18 protein-coding genes are annotated in these 18,926 nt (G+C 71.9%); 7 read left to right on the top strand and 11 right to left on the bottom strand.

Features of this window, described 5'->3' with window-relative positions; translation table 11 throughout:
* Nucleotides 1-134: 134 nt before the first annotated feature.
* Nucleotides 135-1,061: an ADP-ribosylglycohydrolase family protein gene (locus LCH29_RS23695; protein ID WP_446463750.1), complete on the top strand. Its 927-nt coding sequence runs from the start codon at nt 135-137 to the stop codon at nt 1,059-1,061.
* Between the two features lie 43 nt (nt 1,062-1,104).
* Nucleotides 1,105-1,566: an N-acetyltransferase family protein gene (locus tag LCH29_RS23700; protein WP_446463751.1), complete on the top strand. Its 462-nt coding sequence runs from the start codon at nt 1,105-1,107 to the stop codon at nt 1,564-1,566.
* A gap of 46 nt (nt 1,567-1,612) precedes the next feature.
* Here the strand turns inward: LCH29_RS23700 and LCH29_RS23705 are convergent, their stop codons facing one another.
* Entirely contained in the window at nt 1,613-2,494 is an 882-nt protein-coding gene (locus LCH29_RS23705) for a peptidoglycan-binding protein (protein ID WP_446463752.1), read from the bottom strand.
* A gap of 239 nt (nt 2,495-2,733) precedes the next feature.
* Between LCH29_RS23705 and LCH29_RS23710 the strand changes: the two genes are divergently transcribed.
* Nucleotides 2,734-3,903, top strand: coding sequence for an aminotransferase (locus LCH29_RS23710; protein WP_446463753.1), 1,170 nt, complete (start codon nt 2,734-2,736; stop codon nt 3,901-3,903).
* A gap of 20 nt (nt 3,904-3,923) precedes the next feature.
* On the opposite strand, the gene LCH29_RS23715 is transcribed toward LCH29_RS23710, so the two are convergent.
* On the bottom strand, nt 3,924-5,225 hold the full coding sequence (locus LCH29_RS23715) for an MFS transporter (RefSeq protein ID WP_446463754.1): 1,302 nt from the start codon (nt 5,223-5,225) through the stop codon (nt 3,924-3,926).
* Between the two features lie 155 nt (nt 5,226-5,380).
* Nucleotides 5,381-6,589 carry a PucR family transcriptional regulator gene (locus LCH29_RS23720; RefSeq protein ID WP_446463755.1) on the bottom strand — a complete coding sequence of 403 codons (1,209 nt, stop codon included), beginning with the start codon at nt 6,587-6,589 and terminating at the stop codon, nt 5,381-5,383.
* A 184-nt stretch (nt 6,590-6,773) separates the two neighbouring features.
* Here LCH29_RS23720 and LCH29_RS23725 point away from each other — a divergent pair, with 184 nt between their 5' ends.
* The 4 genes from LCH29_RS23725 (at nt 6,774) to LCH29_RS23740 (ending at nt 9,032) form a co-directional block, all read left to right on the top strand.
* Nucleotides 6,774-7,571, top strand: a complete 798-nt coding sequence (locus LCH29_RS23725) for an SDR family NAD(P)-dependent oxidoreductase (RefSeq protein WP_446463756.1) — start codon at nt 6,774-6,776, stop codon at nt 7,569-7,571.
* A gap of 62 nt (nt 7,572-7,633) precedes the next feature.
* The gene (locus LCH29_RS23730) at nt 7,634-7,801 is read left to right on the top strand and encodes a hypothetical protein (RefSeq protein WP_446463757.1); all 168 of its coding nucleotides are present in this window, start codon (nt 7,634-7,636) and stop codon (nt 7,799-7,801) included.
* An 80-nt stretch (nt 7,802-7,881) separates the two neighbouring features.
* Entirely contained in the window at nt 7,882-8,319 is a 438-nt protein-coding gene (locus tag LCH29_RS23735; RefSeq protein ID WP_446463758.1) for a hypothetical protein, read from the top strand.
* An 86-nt stretch (nt 8,320-8,405) separates the two neighbouring features.
* Complete coding sequence (locus LCH29_RS23740; protein WP_446463759.1) at nt 8,406-9,032, top strand: hypothetical protein; 627 nt, start codon at nt 8,406-8,408, stop codon at nt 9,030-9,032.
* Between the two features lie 16 nt (nt 9,033-9,048).
* Here the strand turns inward: LCH29_RS23740 and LCH29_RS23745 are convergent, their stop codons facing one another.
* The 8 genes from LCH29_RS23745 to glyA all read right to left on the bottom strand — a co-directional run bounded on the left by LCH29_RS23745 (nt 9,049) and on the right by glyA (nt 18,841).
* Nucleotides 9,049-10,245: an FAD-dependent monooxygenase gene (locus LCH29_RS23745; RefSeq protein ID WP_446463760.1), complete on the bottom strand. Its 1,197-nt coding sequence runs from the start codon at nt 10,243-10,245 to the stop codon at nt 9,049-9,051.
* 90 nt (nt 10,246-10,335) lie between these two features.
* Complete coding sequence (locus tag LCH29_RS23750) at nt 10,336-11,028, bottom strand: HAD family hydrolase (RefSeq protein WP_446463761.1); 693 nt, start codon at nt 11,026-11,028, stop codon at nt 10,336-10,338.
* Nucleotides 11,029-11,052: 24 nt separating this feature from the next.
* Nucleotides 11,053-12,150, bottom strand: a complete 1,098-nt coding sequence (locus tag LCH29_RS23755) for a winged helix DNA-binding domain-containing protein (protein ID WP_446463907.1) — start codon at nt 12,148-12,150, stop codon at nt 11,053-11,055.
* Nucleotides 12,151-12,473: 323 nt separating this feature from the next.
* Nucleotides 12,474-13,103, bottom strand: a complete 630-nt coding sequence (locus LCH29_RS23760; RefSeq protein ID WP_446463762.1) for a sarcosine oxidase subunit gamma — start codon at nt 13,101-13,103, stop codon at nt 12,474-12,476.
* Nucleotides 13,096-15,990: a sarcosine oxidase subunit alpha family protein gene (locus tag LCH29_RS23765; RefSeq protein ID WP_446463763.1), complete on the bottom strand. Its 2,895-nt coding sequence runs from the start codon at nt 15,988-15,990 to the stop codon at nt 13,096-13,098. Before LCH29_RS23765 ends, LCH29_RS23760 begins: the two co-directional genes overlap by 8 nt.
* Complete coding sequence (locus LCH29_RS23770) at nt 15,987-16,283, bottom strand: sarcosine oxidase subunit delta (protein ID WP_009712259.1); 297 nt, start codon at nt 16,281-16,283, stop codon at nt 15,987-15,989. Before LCH29_RS23770 ends, LCH29_RS23765 begins: the two co-directional genes overlap by 4 nt.
* Before the next feature lie 10 nt (nt 16,284-16,293).
* The gene (locus LCH29_RS23775) at nt 16,294-17,514 is read right to left on the bottom strand and encodes a sarcosine oxidase subunit beta family protein (RefSeq protein ID WP_446463764.1); all 1,221 of its coding nucleotides are present in this window, start codon (nt 17,512-17,514) and stop codon (nt 16,294-16,296) included.
* A 13-nt stretch (nt 17,515-17,527) separates the two neighbouring features.
* Complete coding sequence (gene glyA / locus LCH29_RS23780) at nt 17,528-18,841, bottom strand: serine hydroxymethyltransferase (RefSeq protein ID WP_446463765.1); 1,314 nt, start codon at nt 18,839-18,841, stop codon at nt 17,528-17,530.
* Nucleotides 18,842-18,926 lie beyond the last annotated feature (85 nt).

Genomic DNA, 18,926 nt, shown 5'->3' on the forward strand with positions numbered 1-18,926 from the left:
GCACGCCACGGGTTCCCGGCGGACCTGGCCGACAGCGGTTGTCTACCCGGTCAGGTCACCGTCTCCGTGCTGGCCACCGCCTTCCGGGCCCGGTGACCGCGGGCGGACGGAGGCCTGCTCGGTAGCCTGTTCGGATGGACTGGGAGGAACGGTCGGTCGGTGCGGTCGTGGGCTCGGCGGTGGGTGATGCGCTGGGCGGCCCGTTCGAGTTCGGTCCCGAGGGGGCGTTCTCCGCCCGGTTCCCGGTGCCGGGGTTCGGCGGCGAGATGTGCGGAGGAGGCGGCTGGGATCCGGGGGAGGCGACGGATGACACGCAGATGGCGGTCCTCGTCGCGGAGTCGTTGATCGAGCGGGGCGAACTGGATCTGCCGGACATCTTCGCCCGCTTCCAGCGGTGGGCCGCGTCCGGGCCGAAGGACATCGGATTGCAGACCGAAGACGTGCTCACCAACGGCATGTCCTGGGACCTGGCCGCCGCCATCCACTTCCAGGTCAACCTGCGGGCGGCGGGCAACGGATCGCTGATGCGGGCCTCCACGTCAGCGGTCCACTTCGCCCGCCACGGACGGCAGGCCACCATGGACGCGGCACGGCGCATCGCGGCCCTCACCCACGGCGACCGCGCCGCCTGGGAAGGCACCGCTGTCTTCCACGAACTCATACGGCTCGCGCTCCACGGCGCCGACCCTCTCGCCGCGCTCCCGGAGATCCTGGACCTGGTGCACCCCGGGCACCGGGACCGGTACGCGACCGTCCTCGCCCCCGGCTGGCACCCCGACCAGGCCACCGAGGTCAACGGCGCCGTCTGGCCCTGTCTGGGCTCCGCCGTATGGGCACTTCGCACCACCGGCACGTTCGAGGAGGCGGTACGGGCGGCGATCGACCTCGGCGGCGACACCGACACCGTCGCCGCCGTCACCGGTGGCCTCGCCGGTGCCTGCTACGGGCGCGACGCCATTCCGGCCCGCTGGACCGGGCCACTCCACGTTCCGCTGCCGGGCTTCGACCGGGTGCTGCGGCTCCCGGATCTGCTCGATCTCGTCCATCGTCTCGTGACCTGACCCGCGGCCCGGCGTGGTGCATGGGCTGCCATGATGGCCCTTCATGAACGTAGCGATCACACAGGCCGAGACAGCCGACATCCACCTGGTGCTGGAGCAGCACTCCCGGTACTGGGGTGAGCGGGATCTTCGCAAGCTCCACCTCGTGACCCTGGTGCACGAGTTCCCGTCAACGTGCCTGGTGGCCCGGGCCGATGACGGCATCCGCGGGTATCTCCTCGGTTTCGTCACGCCCACCGGGACGGGATATGTGCACCTGATCGCCACGCGGGACGATGCCCGCGGCACCGGGCTCGGACGGCGTCTTTGGGGGGCGTTCACGGATGCCGCGCGTCAGCAGGGCGCACAACGGCTGAAGGCGATCACGTCCGTCCAGAACACCGGCTCGATCGCCTTCCACCGCGGCCTTGGGTTCACCGCGCAGGTCGTCGAGGACTACGACGGTCCCGGCCGCCCCATGGTGCTCTTCGACCGGCTCCTGCCGGCGGAGGGCGCGGCCTGGTGAGACGGGAGGCGGGACGGCGCGCGCCGTCCCGCCGGGTGGTGCCGCTCTACACGTTCGGGACGCGCAGCTTGTCCCAGCTCTTCTTGCCCGGGATGCCGTCGGCGTCATCGCCGGAGTAGCCCAGCTTCCGCTGCCACGCCGCGTACGACTTCTTGTCGGCGTTCGTCCACTCCGGGCCCGGGCCCTCCTCGTAGTGGTCGCAGCCCTCGGCGACGAGCCGCTTGCCCATCGCGGTGATGATCTTGCTCTCCCGGCCGTTGCGGAAGAAGTCGGCGCCCGGGAAGGGCTCGTACGACGCCGGGGGCTTCGGCTTGGTCCCGGTGGCGCCGTCGGGTTTCTTGTCGAGCCGCTTGCCGATGCGCGTGCGCATGGAGCTCATCGTGAAGCCGCGGGGGTCCACCTTGCCCGGCTGCCACTCCAGGTGGCCGATCACGGACTTCTCGCTCCAGCCGTGGGCGCGGCAAATGGCGGCGGACACCTTCTCGATGGCCAGCTTCTGCGCCTCGGGCCATGGGTCCTTGCCGTCGCCGAGGTTGACGCATTCGAAGCCGTAGAAGCGGGCGTTGCCGTCCTTGTCGGCCTCGTTGTCGCTCGGCAGCCTGGTCTCGTTGATCACCGCGTTCAGGACGTCGTTGTCGCCCATACCCGCGTGGTTGGCGCGGCCGTTGCCGACGAGGTGGACCTCGCCCTTCTTGTCGATCACCCCGTGGCACAGCGGCCCGGGCAGCGAGGCGTGGCCCTCGTAGCAGAGTTCGACGGAACTGTCGGTGCCCGAGGTGACGGTGTGGTGGATCATGACGCCGTTCACCGGACCCCAGGCGCCCTTGGAGTTGCGGTTGTGCGAGCGCCAGTTGCGGACTTCGTGGACGGTCAGACCCTCGTCGCGCAGGGCCTTCAGAAGTCTGTCGGCGCTCAGGGGTTTTGCCATAGGGAGTGCTCCTTCGGTGCTGCTCGGTATGTGTCATATACGGATGCCGGGATGGCACGACTCAGTTGCGGTCGGTGTGCGGTGCACCAACTGCCGTACGGGCGTGCGTTTTCGGCCGCGGAGTTCGACATGGCGTGCGCAGCACGGCCTGTTCGGTCCGGCCGGTGCGCGGGGGATGTCGGTAGCATCGCGGTGAACCGACAGTGCCCGGCCAGCCAGCCCGTGAAGGAGCGCCCGACGTGCGACTCAGCCCGCGAACCGTGCGTGAGATCGATTCGCCGATGGGTGCGACGTACGCCCTGCTGGCGGGCCGCAGTGGTGAGCGTGCACTGCTCGATCTGGCCCAGGCGGCGCCGAGCTACCCGGCCGCCGCCGAGATGATCGAGCACGTCGCCGCGGTCGCGCACGAGCCGAACGGCGCCGCCTACGTGCCGGCCCCCGGACTGCCCCGGCTGCGGGAGGCCTTCGCCGCCGACCTCGGCAAGGGGTACGGGAGCCCGGTGGGGGCCGACCAGATGGTCGTCACCGCGGGGTGCAACCAGGCGTTCTGCCTCGTCGCCCAGGCGCTCACCGAGCCGGGTGACGAGGTCATCGAGGTCCTGCCGTACTACTTCAACTACGACATGTGGCTGCGCATGAACGGCGTCGTGCCGCGCTATCTGGAGCCCGGCCCCGATCTCGTGCCCACCCCGGAGGCGGCCGAGGCCCTCATCACGCCGCGCACCCGGGCGATCGTGCTGGTCACCCCGGGCAACCCGAGTGGTGTCACCCTTCCGCCGGAGGTGCTCGCGGGCTTCTACGAGGTGGCGAAGCGGCACGACATCGCGCTGATCCTGGACGAGACCTACCGCTCGTTCCGCGACACCGAGCAGCCGGCGCACCGGCTGTTCGCCGAACCGGACTGGGCGGGGACCCTGGTGAGCCTGCACAGCTTCTCCAAGGACCTCGCCATCCCCGGCTACCGGGTGGGCGCGGTCGTCGCTTCGCCGGAACTGAGCCGCGAGGTGATGAAGCTGCTCGACTGCGTGGCGATCTGTCCTCCGCGCGTCGGGCAGGAGGCCGCCTGGGCGGGGCTGACCTCGGCCCGGGAGTGGCGGCGTGAGCGGGTGAACGAGGTCACGGAGAAGCGGCGTTGGCTGGAGACCGTGATGGCCGACCGGCCGGGCGGTTTCGAGCTGCTGAGCTGCGGAGGGTTCTTCGGCTGGGTCCGCCACCCCTTCGCCGGGCGCGGCACCGACGAGGTCGTGCGCGACCTCGTCGCCCGCTACGACACGCTCGTCATCCCGGGCACCGCCTTCCTGCCCGAGGACCGCCAGGTGTTCCGGGTCAGCTTCGGCAACGTCGACCGGGCCGGGCTCACCGAGTTCGCCGCGCGGCTACGGCTGATGGCCAAGGACGTGCTCGGCTGACGCTGACCCCTGTCAGCCCGTCAGGTCGTCTCCAGGTCGCTGGTGTGGGTCTCCTTCAGGAACCATACGCACAGCGCGGAGGCCAGGGCGACCACCACGATGTAGCCGGACACCGGCGCCGAGGAGCCGGTGGAGGCGACGAGCTGGGTGGCGAGGAGCGGCGTGATGCCACCGCCGACGATGCCGCTCGCGTTGTAGGCCACGGACGCGCCCGTGTAGCGGTAGCGGGTGGCGAACATCTCGGGGAGGAAGGCGCCCATCGGGCCGTACAGCGCGGCGAAGGCGAGCATCCCGACGGCCATCGCGAGCCCGATGAGCAGCGGCTCACCGGTGTTGATCAGGGCGAACATGGGGTACGCCCACACCGCGGCCAGTACCCCCGCGCTCAGGCAGACGGTGCGGCGGCCGACCCGGTCGGACAGGACGGCCAGCAGCGGAGTGGCGACGCCCAGGACGAGCGCCGCGGCCATCACGCACAGCAGCAGCATGTCCTTGTCGAGACCCAGCACGGTGGTGCCGTAGGAGAGCGCGAAGGTCGTGATGGTGTAGAAGAGCGTGTGCGCGAGGATGAACGCGCAGGTCGCCAGGGCCAGGGTGGTGCCCTGACGGCGGACCACCTCGACGATGGGTGCCTTGGCCCGCTCGTGCTGATCCAGCGCCTTCCGGAACACCGGTGTTTCGGCGATCCGCATCCGGATGTAGAAGCCGACCACCACCAGCGCCGCGCTGGCGAGGAACGGGATCCGCCATCCCCAGGACTCGAACGCCGCGTCGTCCATCACCCGGCCCAGCAGCAGGAACGAACCGCCCGCGGCGATGAAGCCGATGGCGGGGCCCATCTGCGGGAAGCTCGACCACAGCCCCCGCTTTTCCCGGGGCGCGTACTCGGTGGCCAGCAGCACCGCGCCGCCCCATTCGCCGCCCAGCCCCACGCCTTGCAGGAACCGGCACAGGACCAGCAGGACCGGGGCCACGATGCCGACGTCCCGGTAGGTGGGCAGCAGCCCGATGGCAACCGTTCCCGTGCCCATGACGAGGAGTGAGGTGACCAGCATCGTCTTGCGGCCGGTGCGGTCGCCGAAGTGTCCGAAGATGACTGCGCCGATCGGGCGGGCGACGAAGCCGACACCGAAGGTGGCGAACGCGGCAAGGGTGCCCGCGAGCGCGGAGAAGGTGGGGAAGAACAGCTTGCCGAGGACGAGCGCGGCGGCGGTCCCGTAGATGTAGAAGTCGTAGAACTCGATGGCCGTTCCGACGAAACTGGCCACCGCGATCCGTGTGGTGGACACCGTGCGGACGGCGGGTGGGGCGGTGGTGGACATGGCGGCGGCTCCTGGGTGACCTTGGACTGCGGTCGGAGTATGGGGCGCGGCGGCGGGGCACGCCACCGTTGCCTGTCGGGAATCGGCCGGGTGCATTCCTCGCTTTGTCGAAATCCATCGGTGCGGACGTTCGCGTGCCGGACCGGGCAGGTGGCTCAGCCCATCAGCGCGTGGAGGCGGAGCCCCAGGTGGAGCGTGAGCCGGTTGTCGCCGTCGGCCAGGTCGAGCCCGGTGAGTTCGGTGATCCGCTGGAGCCGGTAGTAGAGCGATGTGCGGTGGAGGTGGAGGGCGTGTGCCGTGCGCGGGGCCGAACCCCCGTGGTCGAGGTAGGCGGTGAGGGTTTCGGTGAGGCGGCCCGACGGGTCCTGCGCGAGGAGGGTGCGCAGCGGTGCGGGCAGCAGTGCGGGGGTCAGCCGGTCCGGCGGGAGCAGCGACAGGGGTGCCAGGGCGCCGAGTTGCTCCCAGTGGACGATGCCGTCGCCGCCGGGCCGCGCACCGGCCGCCCGTGCGGCACCGGTGGCCTGCTCGTACGCCATCCACGCCGCTTCGGCGCCGCCGTCCGTGGTCTCGCCGATTCCCGCGACGCACTCCGCCGTCCCGGCCAGCACCGACCGTGCCTGTTCGAGGAGGGCCGAGGCGCGGGCGCGCAGCGGCTCGTCCGGCAGGGGGCGGTCGGAGAAGGTCAGCAGCACGCCGTGCGGTCCGTTGAGGCAGAACTCGGTCCGCCACGTTCTGTCGGCCGCCACCCGCTCAAGACCCGTACGCAGCGCCACCTCCACCGCTCCCCCGCGGTCGGCGGGTGGGTCACCTGCGACCGTTGCGACCGTGACGGTGGCATAGCGGGACGACGGCAGCCAGCCGGCGCGTACGAGCGCGTCCCGCCCGGTTTCGCGCACGGTGGCCGAGGGGTTCAGCAGCTGGCGCAGCGCTCCCTCGCGGGCCGTGCGTTCGGTGTCCCCGGCGGCGAAGTCCTGGTACATCAGGGGCGCGAGGGTGTGCGTGGCGGCGGTGACGGCGTCGATGCTGGAGGGGGGCAGGGAGCCGTCGGGGTCGATGACGACGAGCAGGCCGAGCAGGTGGTGCCGCCACCGGATCGGTGCGCACAGCCGGGCCCGCATGCCGAGGTCGGCGCGCGGCGGGATGACGCCGGGTGCGGTCCAGCGGTCGACTCCCTGCGCGAGGATGTGTCCGGCGGCGGCGCTCCCCGCGTCGCGCTGGAGCACGGCGCGCACCCGTACCCGGTCCTCGTCGCCGAAGTGGCGGCTGGCGCAGAGGATGTGAACGCGTGGATCGTTGACCGCGACGGAGCGGCCTATGCGCTCGGCCAAGTCGTCCACGACGTCCTGGAGTCGGCCTCCGGGCATCGCGCATCACCTCCCAACGGACGCTGCCACTGCCGAGGGCACCGCCGATTGAAGATCATTACGCATGTGGGCCTGCCAGGTGAAGGGTTATGACCTGGTGTTTTCTACAGATCGAGGATCGGGCACGGCAGGTTTGCGACGGCCGTCGGTGGTCCGGTCACCTTGCGGCGCGCAGGATCGGGTCATGCGCAGGGCACGACGACTGGACGGCCGTACCGCACTCGTCTTCGGGGCCGGTTCGAGCGGTGGCGGGGTGAGCAACGGCACGGCGGCCGCGCTCGCGTTCGCCCGGGAGGGCGCGCGCGTCGCGGCGATCGACATCGACGGGGACCAGGCGCGGCGTACGGCGGAGGCGATCACGGCCGAGGGCGGTGAGGCGCTGCCCCTGACGGCCGATGTGACGGTCGAGGAGCAGGTGGCGGCCGCCGTCGTGGCGGCCGAGCGCGCCTTCGGCACGCCGACGGTGCTGCACAACAACGTGGGCGTGGCCCGCTTGGGCGAGGTCACCGGGCTGGACCTCGCCGAGTGGCGGTCCACCCTCGCGGTCAACGTGGACGGTGTCTTCCTGACCTGCAAGCACGTGCTGCCGCGGATGGTGGCGGCAGGTGGTGGCGCGGTCGTCAACGTGTCCTCGATCGCCGCGATACGCGACACGGGTTACCCGTACCCCGCGTACAGCGCGGCGAAGGCGGCCGTCAATCAGCTCACGGTCACCCTGGCGCTGCGCCACGCCGCCGAGGGCATCCGCGTCAACGCCGTCCTTCCGGGGCTGATCGACACCCCGCTGGTGGCCCGGCAGATCGTGGCCGGTGCCGACGATCCCGAGGCCGCACTCGCGGCCCGCCACGCGGCGAGCCCGACCGGGCGCATGGGCAGCCCCTGGGATGTCGCGGCGGCCGCCGTCTTCCTCGCCTCCGACGAGGCGGGTTACGTCAACGGCGTGTGCCTGCCGGTGGACGGCGGTCTCACGGCGCGCTGCTGACCTCCGCTCCGGGGCGCGGGTAACCGCACCGGCAGCTGCGAAGCGGTCATGGCTGTGCGAGTATGGCCCGCCGAGTACACCAGACCCCCGGGAGTCGGCTCTCGGGGTACGCGGCGGCGCTGGCCGTGGCCGTTCCGGTGGCCGGGCGGCTCGTGGACCGGCTTCGGCCCCGCAGGGTCCTGGCCTGCTGTCTGGTGGCGAACATGGCCGCGTACGCGGTGCTGCTGTAGGCGCTGGCCCAGCACGCCTCCGTGGGAGTGCTGATCGCGCGGCGGCACTCGGCGCCACCACCCCGCCCGCGGGCCCGGTGGTGCGCTCCAGCTGGCCGGTTCTGGTGTCCGGGGAGCAGCTGAAGACGGCTTTCGCCCTCGACGCGGTGCTCAACGAGATCATGTTCGTCACCGGCCCCCTGATCCTCTCGGGCCTGATGGCCTTCGCGTCCCCGAATGCCGCAGTGGTGTTCGCGGCGTGCAGCACGACCGCCGGAGTCCTGCTGTTGCTGACGGTCGGGGCGCGCGAGCGCAAGGGACGTCCGGGGCCCCAGCTCGCCCTGTACCACGCCGCCTCCGCGGCCCTGCTCCTGGTCAGCGCCCAGGTGTCCCATCTGGTGCGGGCCGGGCTGGTCCTGCTGCTGGTGGGCATGGTCGGCGGCCCCCGGGACACCCTGCACCAGGTGGTGCTGGGCGAGGCCGCGCCGCGTCCGCGGGCGAGGAGCAGCGGGAAATCCTTTAGACGCGCTGCATCTTGACACCCCGTCACCCATGCCTTCTCTTAATACCGCACAAAGTCGAACGCCCCCACACAGCACCGCACGGACGACGAGGAGTACGGGACATGACGTCACCCCACCCCAGACGCCGGGCCCTGGCCGCCGCTCTGGCGGCCGTCACGTTCACGATGGCCGCCCCGGTCGTGGCACAGGCAGCCGCCCCCGCGAAGGCACCGAGCGCCACCCAGCAGCGGTCGCCACAGGCCGCGTTGGCGACCATCACCTGGACGCTGCAAAAGGCCGGTAATCCCACCCCGGATCAGAGGGACGCGTACAGCCGCATCACCGCGGCCATGAACGCCGCGGTGTCGCGCTACAACAACCTCAGCGACCTGGGCAAGAACATCACCGTGCAGTACGACCCGGGTGTTCCCACCGCCGACGGCAACATCAACGGGACGATCCGCTTCGGCAACCGCGCCTATATGACCGAGCGCACCGCACTGCACGAGATCGCGCACACGATAGGCGTCGGCACGAGCGGCCGCTGGGCCTCGCTCACCAGCGGCGGCACCTGGCGTGGCGCGGAGGCCACCAGGCTCGTCCGGAGTTACGACGGCGCCGGTGCCACGCTGTCCGCCGGGGGCGGCCACTTCTGGCCGTACGGCCTGAACTACGACAACGAGTTCTCCCAGACCGCCGCCGACCGGCACGTGAACATCGTCGCCGCGATGGTACGAGACGGCCTGTAGCGAACCCGGTGGCCCGTCATACGGTGTGGCCGTAGTCGGGCAGAACCAGGGCGGTGTTGGCCGCGCGGAACTCGGCGCCCGTCAGTTCGTCGGGGTTGAGCAGGGCCGCGTTGCGGGCGTCGAGCGCTTCCCGGGTGCCGGGGATCGTGATGGCGGCACCCGAGGTGGCCAGGGCCTGGTTCTGCTCGGCGAAGGGACGCATCGTCCGCTCGTAGGCGGCGAAGGCGGCCGCGTGATCGGCGTGGGTGGCCAGTTCCCCGGCCAGGATGTACGCACCGACGAGGGCGATGCTGGAGCCCTGCCCGGAGACGAACGAGGTGGCGTGGGCGGCGTCGCCGACGAGCGCGACGCGGCCGTGTGCCCAGGTGGGCATGTGGATCTGGCTGACGATGTCGAAGAACAGGTCGTCGGCCGTGCGCATGGCGGCCACCAGGCGTGGGATGTGCCAGGTGTGCTCGGGGAACCTGGAGGCGACGAGATCGCGCTGGGCCTCGGGGTTGCGGAAGGCCTCGAAGGGCGGTTCGTCCTGCCGGAAGACGAGGAACCCGTGCACCCGGTCGTCGGGTTCGTGGGCGTAGAGGACGGCCGCCCTGCCGGGGGTGTTCCAGGCGACCGCTTCGTGTGCGAGGCCGAAGTCGTTGGGGAGGGTGAAACCGGCGAAGGCGTGGCCGAGGTGGCGGTGGAACCGGTCCTCGGGGCCGAAGACCAGGCGGCGGGTGTTCGAGTGCAGCCCGTCCGCGCCGATGACCAGGTCGAACGTGCGGTGGGTGCCGCTGTCGAAGGTGACCTCGACGCGGTCGCCGCGGTCGTCCAGGGTGGCGATGGAGTCGTGGAACACGAACTCGACCCGGTCGCGGACCGGGGCGTAGAGGGCGTCGGCCAGGTCGCCGCGCGGCACTTCGAGGTCCAGGCCCTCCGCGCCGCCGGTGATGGCCTCGGGGCGGAGGGAGCCGATGAGGTGTCCGTCGGCGTCCACGAACGAGGCCTTGCGGGTGTCGACGTGGGCTTTCCGCAGCTGCGGGAGCAGCCCCATGCGGTCCGCGACGCCGCGGGCCGTGCCGCGGATGTCGATGGGATAGCCGCCGCCGCGGATCGCGGAGGCCTTCTCGACGACGGTGACCTCGAAGCCGTGGCGATCGAGCCAGTAGGCCAGGGACGGACCGGCGATGCTCGCGCCGGAGATGAGGATCGTGCGGTGCGTGGAAGGGGTCATGACCGCGATAATACATACCTAAGTTAGGTAATCAAATGGAGATGAGGCGAGATCCATGGCCGACATCGGCCAGGCCCGGATCGGGAGCGCTCAGCCCAGCAGGTCCAGGACGGGCGTGAGCCCCGCCGGACGCCGGCCGACCGGCAGGTGGTCGACGAAGTGCACCGGACAGCCCAGCGCCTCCGCGCCGCCGTCCGCGACGCGGTTGTCCCCGACCATCAGCACGTCGGAGGGGGACAGGCCGAGCGCGTCGCAGGCGGCCCGGAAGATGGCGGGGTCGGGCTTCTGCGTGCCCAGCTCGCAGGAGAGCACATAGGCGTCCACCAGCCCATCGAGGTCATGGGCCCGGAACACCGGCCGCAGGTCCCAGCCGATGTTGCTGACCACGGCCACCGGTATCCCCCGTCGGCGCAGTGCCCGCAGCGTTGCCCCCGTGTCCGGGTAGGGCCGCCAGGCGGCTGGCGCCTTGTGGCGGTCGTACAGCGCCTGGGTCAGCTCCGCCCGCGGCAGCCCGGCCTCTTCGATCAAGGTGCTGTAGGCCGCTCGATGCTGATCAGGGCTCAGATCCCGCTCGTGCCACAGCCCTTCGAGCCCCGGGGAAATGCGCTGGGGCGACGGCCCGCCCGGCAGTGCTCCGCACTCCGTCAGCCGCCGCACCCAGTCGGCGAACTCCGCGCCGTCCACCGGGACTTCAGCCTCCGCCAGGACCGCGCCGAGCCACTCCTCGACCGACTCGCAGCGCAGCAACGTTCCGGAGAAGTCAAACATCACTCCCTTGACCATGCCGTCATCGTAGGACGCCGCCGCTCACGGGGACGTGGCAATCCGTACGCGGTCGCTGTCGTTCTCGGACAGGAACGCGGCCAGGCCCTGGCCCTCCTCGGTGATGGCCGCGCGCTCGGCCCGGGAGAAGCCTCGCAGCGGGGTGACCTGGACGGTGGCCGCGTCGACCGTCCAGGTCGCGGCGACCCGGCCGTCCACCAGCACCACGCGGGCGCCCGCGACGGACAGGCCGCGGTGGACATCGTCGATGATCCGGCCGCGGTCGTGGTAGCCGAGGATCGCGTTGTCGAACGCGGGCAGGAACCGCACCGGGGCGGGTGTGCCGGGGTCGGGGCGCGGTGCGTCGGGCAGGTCGAGCAGTTCGCGGCCGCGCGCGTCGCGGAAGCTGACCAGCTCCCCGCGGAGGGCGGCCACCGCGGCGGGCAGTCCGGCGAGGCCGCACCAGGCCCGCAGGTCGGCCGAGGCGGCGGGGCCGAACGCGGCCAGGTAGCGGCGCACCAGGGCTTCGCCGACCGGGTCGGACCCCTCCGGGGCGGGCGGGGCGATCTCGCGGCCCAGCCAGCGGGTGAGCGGGGTGTAGCGCACCCCCGACCGCGCGCGCCACAGCCCGCGCGGCGGCAGTTGTACGACCGGGACGAGGGCGGCGATCGCCATCTCGCCCAGTGCCCTCGGGCTCGGCGCGGGCCAGCGGTCGGCGAGGATCCGCGCGACCTCGGGCATCGAGCGGGGCTCGCCGTCGGCCAGCACCGCGCCGGCCGCGGCGGCGAGTTCGGCGAGGTCCACCCCCTCCAGTTCGCGGCGGTAGGTGCCCAGCGCCTTCTGGCGCAGCATGGTGTCATGGCGTATCCGCCAGGCCAGGGTGTCGTCGGCGGTGAGGAGGTGCACGGTGCGGCGCATGAGGTGGGTGCGTACCACGTGCCGCCCGGTCAGCAGTCCGTCCAGGGCCGCCGGGTCGAACGCGCGCAGCCGCGACCACAGGCCGGTGAACGGTTCCTGCGGCTCCTGCGCCTGAAGACCGCCGAGGTGGGCGACGGCGTCGAGCACCGGTACGTCGGCGCGGTCGAGCAGCAGCTGCCGGGCCAGCGTGGCGCGGTTCAGCGCCCGGTCGTCGAGGACGGTCATCCTCATCGTCACACGTGTTCCCTTCGGGGCCTGCCGATTGCTGTCGGGTGCGGGACGACGATCGCAGGCGATGCGGTCAGGATGTGTCCGCATCCGGGACCCGCGTCGCCGTTCCCGCACCCGATGCGGGAACCGTGTTCCTCCGGCGCTAGGGGGTGTCTTGTCGATCAGGCCGGATCAGCGAGCGGCGTCAGGGGGCACCTCCCAGTGGTAGCTGGGGGCGCAGGGGGCACCTCCCAGCGGTAGCTGGGGGAGCGACGAGCGCGGGGCCGCGAGGTGCCGTGCCAGGCGTCGGGAGCCCGGCATGATCGGCAAGACACCCCCTACGGCAGCGCCGGGCCGCGGTACTCGCTCATCGCGTCGATGAGCCAGCGCGCCAGGTAGTCGGCGAACGAGGACCGCGGGAACAGCCGGTAGGTCGGGGCCTCGTCGATCTGCCAGAGCAGTACGGCGACGGGTCCCACCGTGGTCGAGACCGCCCGGCCGGGGCCGAAGGCCCGGGGGTGCAGATCCAGGGGGCAGCCCTTCTCCAGCACCTGCCGGGCGGCCGGGCCGCTCAGCTCCAGCGTGGTGCGGTTCGCCGAGACGTCCACCACCGACCCCGGGTCTCCGGCGAGCGCCTCCCGCAACTCGGCGGCCACGGACGTCCCGCCGACCGGGGTCACCACCAGCCACTCGTCGGGGCCGAGCCACAGGACCGTGTGGGGGCCGGATGCGGCGGTCTGACCGCACTGCCGCGGGAGCGGCGCGCCGAGGGTCTTCTCGATGCGATCGGCCGCTTCGGAGGCGGGGGCGACGCGCAGGTTCACCATGGTGATGAACGGCCACTCGGCGAGCCGGACACCCCGCTCGCCGGTGACGGCGGCGGCGCGCATCCGCGCCTCCAGATGGCCCAGGGGGCTGGTGCGCAGGGCCACCGGGCCCGCGCCCGCGTCGATCGTCGGCTCAGCCATCGCGCTTGGTCCCTTCGGGGTCGTACAGGACGGAGTCGGCCACCAGGACGGGCACCAGCTCCTCGCCCACCGGGGCGAGCAGGGTCTGTCCGATCCTCGCCCGCCCACCGGCGACGAGGGCGAGGGCGAAGGGGCGGCCGAGGGCCGGGCTGTGATAGCTGGAGGTGACGTGGCCCAGCATCGGCACCGGCCCGGCCCCGGGGGTGAGGGGCACGTCCGGGGCGACGAGCTGGGCGCCCTCGGGCAGCCGGGTCCTGCCGTCGCTCGGCAGCAGGCCGACCAGTTGCTTGCGGTCGGTGCGGGAGGTGTCCACGCGGGAGTAGGACCGCTTCCCGACGAAGTCCTTCTGCTTGGAGACCACCCAGGACATGCCCGCGTCCTGCGGGGTCACGGTGCCGTCGGTGTCCTGGCCGACGATGATGTAGCCCTTCTCGGCGCGCAGGACGTGCATCGTCTCGGTGCCGTACGGGGTGATGTCGTACGGTCGGCCGATCGCGTACACCTCCTCCCAGACCGCCAGGCCGTACCACGCGGGGACGTTGATTTCGTAGGCGAGTTCGCCGGAGAAGGAGATCCGGCAGATGCGGGCCGGGACGCCGGAGGCCAGGGTGGTCTCGCGGAAGGCCATGAAGGGGAACGCCTCGGCGGACAGGTCGACGTCGGGGGCGAGACCGGCGACGACCTCGCGGGACTGGGGTCCGACGACGGCGATCGTCGTCCACTGCTCGGTCACCGAGGTGCAGTGGACGTCGAGTTCGGGCCACTCGGTCTGGAGCCACTCCTCCAGCCAGTCCAGGACCCCGGCGGCGCCACCGGTCGTGGTGGTCATGAAGTAGCGGTTCTCGTCCAGGCGCAGGGTCACGCCGTCGTCGAAGATCATCCCGTCGGGCTTGCACATCACGCCGTAGCGGGCCATGCCGGGCTTCAGCTTCTTGAAGCCGTTGGTGTAGATCCGGCCCAGGAACTCGCCCGCGTCCGTGCCCCAGATCTCGATCTTGCCGAGGGTGGTGGCGTCCATGAACGCCACCCCCTCACGGGCCGCGCGGCACTCGCGGGCCACGGCGGTGTCCATGTCCTCACCGGGCCGGGGGTAGTACCAGGGGCGCTTCCACTGCCCGACGTCCTCGAACTCCGCGCCGTGCGCCACGTGCCAGCCGTGGATGGACGTGGTCCGCTCCGGGTCGAACAGCGCGCCGCGTTCGCGCCCGGCCAGGGCGGCGAAGGCCACCGGGGTGTACGGCGCCCGGTAGGAGGTGGTGCCGATGTCTCCGGGTGAGGCGTCCGCGCCGAGGGCCTGGGCGATCACGCCGATCGCGTTGACGCCGGACGTCTTGCCCTGGTCGTTCGCCGTGCCGAGCGAGGTGTAGCGCTTGACGTGCTCGACACCGCGCATTCCGGCGCCCACCGACCGCCAGACGTCGGCGACCGACACATCGCGCTGGAAGTCGACGAAGTGGGTGTCCCAGCTGCCCGGTTCGCCCTCGGCCGCGGGGACCAGCCACAGGGCGCGCACCGGGCCGCCTTCGGACCGCGCCTCGTCGGACGGGGGCACGGGCACCGGGAACCCGGCGTCCGTCGCGGCCCGCGCACCGGCCCGCGCCCCCTCGGCCAGACAGCCGTCGAGGCCGTACGTCCCGCGGGCCGCGCCGACGACCTGCTGGTCGCGTACGGTGCCGTCGGGCACGAAGGCGGCCAGGTCCTCGTCCCAGCGCAACCGGCCCTGGCGCTGGCTGTGCAGGTGCACCACCGGGCTCCAGCCGCCCGAGACGGCCAGCAGGTCGCAGTCGAACGACTCGGGGGCGCCGGTGAGTTGGCCCTCGGCGTCGAGGGCCCGGACGGTGACACCGGTGATGCGGCTCGCCCCCGCGGTGGCGGCCACCGCGCTGCCCGTCAGCACCCGCACCCCGGTCGCCACGGCCACTTCGGCGGCCCGGTGGGACAGCTCGGGGCGCGCGTCCACGACGGCGGCGATGTCGATCCCGGCGGCGTGCAGATCGGCGACCGTGTCATAGGCGCTGTCGTTGGTGGTGCTCACCACGGCCCGCGAGCCCGGGGCCACGGCGTACCGGTTGAGGTACGAGCGCACGGCGGCGGCGAGCATCACCCCGGGGCGGTCGTTGCCCGCGAAGACCAGCGGACGCTCGTGGGCGCCGGTCGCCAGGACCACCCGGCGGGCCCGTATGTGCCACACTCGCTGGCGCGAGACGCCTGTCGACGGCTCGGGGGCGTCGGCGCCGAGGTGGTCGGTGCGCCGCTGGACGGCCAGCACGTAGTTGTCGTCGTACGAGCCGAACGCCGTGGTGCGCGGCAGGACGACGACCTCGGGTGCGGCGTCGAGGGCCGCGCGGACCTCGGCGGCCCAGGCGGGGGCGCTCTGCCCGCCGACCGTCTCGGTGCGCCCGGAGAGCAGCGCGCCGCCCGGCTCGGACTGCTCGTCGAGGAGGATCACCCGGGCGCCGGAGCCCGCGGCGGCGGTGGCGGCGGCGAGCCCGGCCGGTCCGGCGCCGACGACCAGCACATCGGTGTGGAGGAACTTCTTGTCGTAGACCGCGGGGTCGGGGGCCGGGTCGAGGCGGCCCATCCCGGACAGCGTGGTGGCGGACAGGCCGTCGTACAGCTCCGCCGTCGTCGCGGGCAGCATGCCCTCCGAGCACGGGCCGTCGATCTGCACCAGGGCGTTGGGCTCCTCGGGGCCCGCGGCGACGATGCCGCGCGGACGGCCGCGGTAGATCGACGGGGCGACCTCCACGAGCCCGTTCGCCAGCATCGCCGAGGCGACGGTGTCCCCGGGGTGCCCGGTCAGCTCACGGCCGTCGACGGTGAAACGCAGCACGGAGCCGCGGTCGATACGGCCCCCGCCCGGGAGCCGGAATGGCTGGTCGGTCATCGGTTCCCTCCGGCCTGGGGCAGTGCGGGGCGGGGCTCGTCGAGCCGGTAGGCGGCCAGCACCTCGTACGTCGTGGTGTCGCGCAGGACGTTGAACCAGCGGCGGCACCCGGTGCCGTGCATCCACCGCTCGGCGAAGGGCCCCTTGGGGTTGTCGCGGTAGAAGACGTACGCGGCCCATTCCTCGTCGGTGAGGTCCGCGGTGTTTCCGGGATAGGGGACGTGGGCCTGTCCCCCGTAGTGGTACTCGGCCTCGTCGCGAGGACCGCACCATGGGCAGGTGATCAGCAGCACGGTGTTCTCCTCAGTGGGCCACGGCCGCGGCGCCGTGTTCGTCGATCAGTGCGCCCGTCGTGAAGCGTTCGAGGGCGAAGGGGGTGTTCAGCGGGTGGGGCTCGCCGGTGGCGATGGTGTGGGCGAAGGTCCATCCGGCGGCCGGGGTGGCCTTGAAGCCCCCGGTGCCCCAGCCGCAGTTGACGTAGAGGTTCTCGACGGGGGTGGCGCCGATGATCGGGGAGGCGTCCGGGGTGACGTCGACGATGCCGCCCCAGGTGCGCAGCACGTGCGCACGGGCGAAGACGGGGAACAGCTCGACAGCGGCGGCCATCTGATGCTCGATCACATGGAACGAGCCGCGCTGCCCGTAGCCGTTGTACGCGTCGACGCCCGCGCCCATCACCAGCTCGCCCTTGTGCGCCTGGGACACGTAGACGTGCACATGGTTGGACATCACCACGGTGGGGTGCACCGGCTCGTGCAGTTCGGACACCAGCGCCTGGAGCGGGTGTGACTGCACCGGCAGCCGGAAACCGGCCATCTCGGCCAGGACGCTGCTGTGTCCGGCGGCCGCGAGGCCGACCCGGCCCGCGAGGATGCGCCCGCGGTTGGTCTCCACGCCCACGACCCGGTCGCCGTCCTTGACGAAGCCGGTGACCTCGCACCCCTGGATCAGGTCCACGCCCAGCTCGTCCGCCCGCCGGGCCAGCGCCCAGGCGACGTGGTCGTGCTTGGCGATACCGGCCCGCGGCTGGAAGGTGGCGCCGAGGACCGGATACCGGGTGTCGGGCGAGACGTTGAGGATGGGGCAGACCTCGGCGACCTCGTCCGGGGTGAGCCACTGGGCGTCGACGCCGTTGAGGCGGTTGGCGCCCACGCGGCGCACCCCTTCGCGGACGTCCTGGAGGGTGTGCGCGAGGTTGAGGACGCCGCGCTGGCTGAACAGGAAGTCGTACTCCAGCTCCTCCGGGAGCCGCTCCCACAGGCCCAGCGCGTGCTCGTACATCGCCGCGCTCTCGTCCAGCAGGTAGTTGGAGCGGATGATCGTGGTGTTGCGGGCCATGTTGCCGCCGGCCAGCCAGCCCTTCTCCAGGACGGCCACGTTGGTGATGCCGTGGTTCTTGGCGAGGTAGTAGGCGGTGGCCAGGCCGTGGCCTCCCGCGCCGACGATGACGACGTCGTAGGAGGAGCGCGGCTCCGGGTTGCGCCAGAGGAAGTCCGGGTGCTCCGGCAGCGGCTGGGTGGTCATGCCGCGTCTCCGTTCAGGTGGGGATGTTCAGGTGGGGGTAGAGGGGGAACGCGGCGGCGAGCTTCTCGACCCGGTCGCGCAGCAGGCCCGCCTGCTCGTCGCCGAACTTCTCGTCCTTCAGGGCCTGGGCGATGATGTCGGCCACCTCGCGGAACTCCGTCTCGCCGAAGCCCCGGGCGGCCAGGGCCGGGGTGCCGATGCGCAGCCCCGAGGAGACCATCGGGGGGCGCGGGTCGAACGGCACCGCGTTGCGATTGACGGTGATGCCGATGCGGTGCAGCCGGTCCTCGGCCTGCTGTCCGTCGAGCGCGGAGGCGCGCAGGTCGACGAGGATCAGATGGACTTCGGTGCCGCCGGTCAGCACCGTGATCCCGGCCTCGGCCACGTCGTCGGACAGCAGCCGCCCGGCGAGGATGCGGGCACCGGCCAGGGTGCGCTGCTGGCGCTCGGCGAACTCCTCGCTCGCCGCCACCTTGAAGGCCACCGCCTTCGCGGCGACGACGTGCTCCAGCGGGCCGCCCTGCTGGCCCGGGAAGACCGCGGAGTTGATCTTCTTGGCCAGGTCGGCGCGGCTGAGGATCACCCCACCCCGCGGGCCGCCGAGGGTCTTGTGGGTGGTGGTCGTCACGACGTCGGCGTACGGCACCGGGCTCGGGTGGAGGCCCGCGGCCACCAGCCCGGCGAAGTGCGCCATGTCCACCATCAGATACGCGCCCACCGCGTCGGCGATGCGCCGGAACGCGGCGAAGTCCAGTCGGCGGGGATAGGCCGACCAGCCGGCGACGATCATCTTGGGCCGGTGCGCGAGGGCGAGCTGCTCGACCTCGTCCATGTCGATGCGCATGTCGGACTCGCGCACGTGGTACGGCACGACGTTGTACAGCTTGCCGGAGTAGTTGATGCGCATGCCGTGGGTGAGATGGCCGCCGTGTGCCAGGTCGAGGCCGAGGATCGTGTCACCGGGATCCAGCAGCGCGAACATCGCGGCCGCGTTGGCCTGGGCGCCGGAGTGCGGCTGCACGTTGGCGGCCTCCGCGCCGAAGAGCTGCTTCACCCGGGCGATGGCCAGCTGCTCGACGACGTCGATGTGCTCGCAGCCGCCGTAGTAGCGGCGGCCCGGGTAGCCCTCCGCGTACTTGTTGGTCAGGACCGAGCCCTGGGCCTCCATGACCGCGGCCGGAGCGAAGTTCTCCGAGGCGATCATCTCGAGGGTGGACTGCTGACGGTGCAGCTCGGCGTCCACCGCGGTGGCGATATCCGGGTCGAGTGTGCTGAGCGGAAGGGTGAGGTGGGAGGTGACCGTGGTGATCGACGGGTTGGTTGCCATCTGTGCACCATCCTGAGAGCCAACTAATGGGCAACTGATATATCAGCCTCTGCGGTAAGGTATGGGAGCTCGACGGGAGAGGTCA

The sequence above is a fragment of the Streptomyces sp. BRA346 genome (assembly GCF_052851135.1).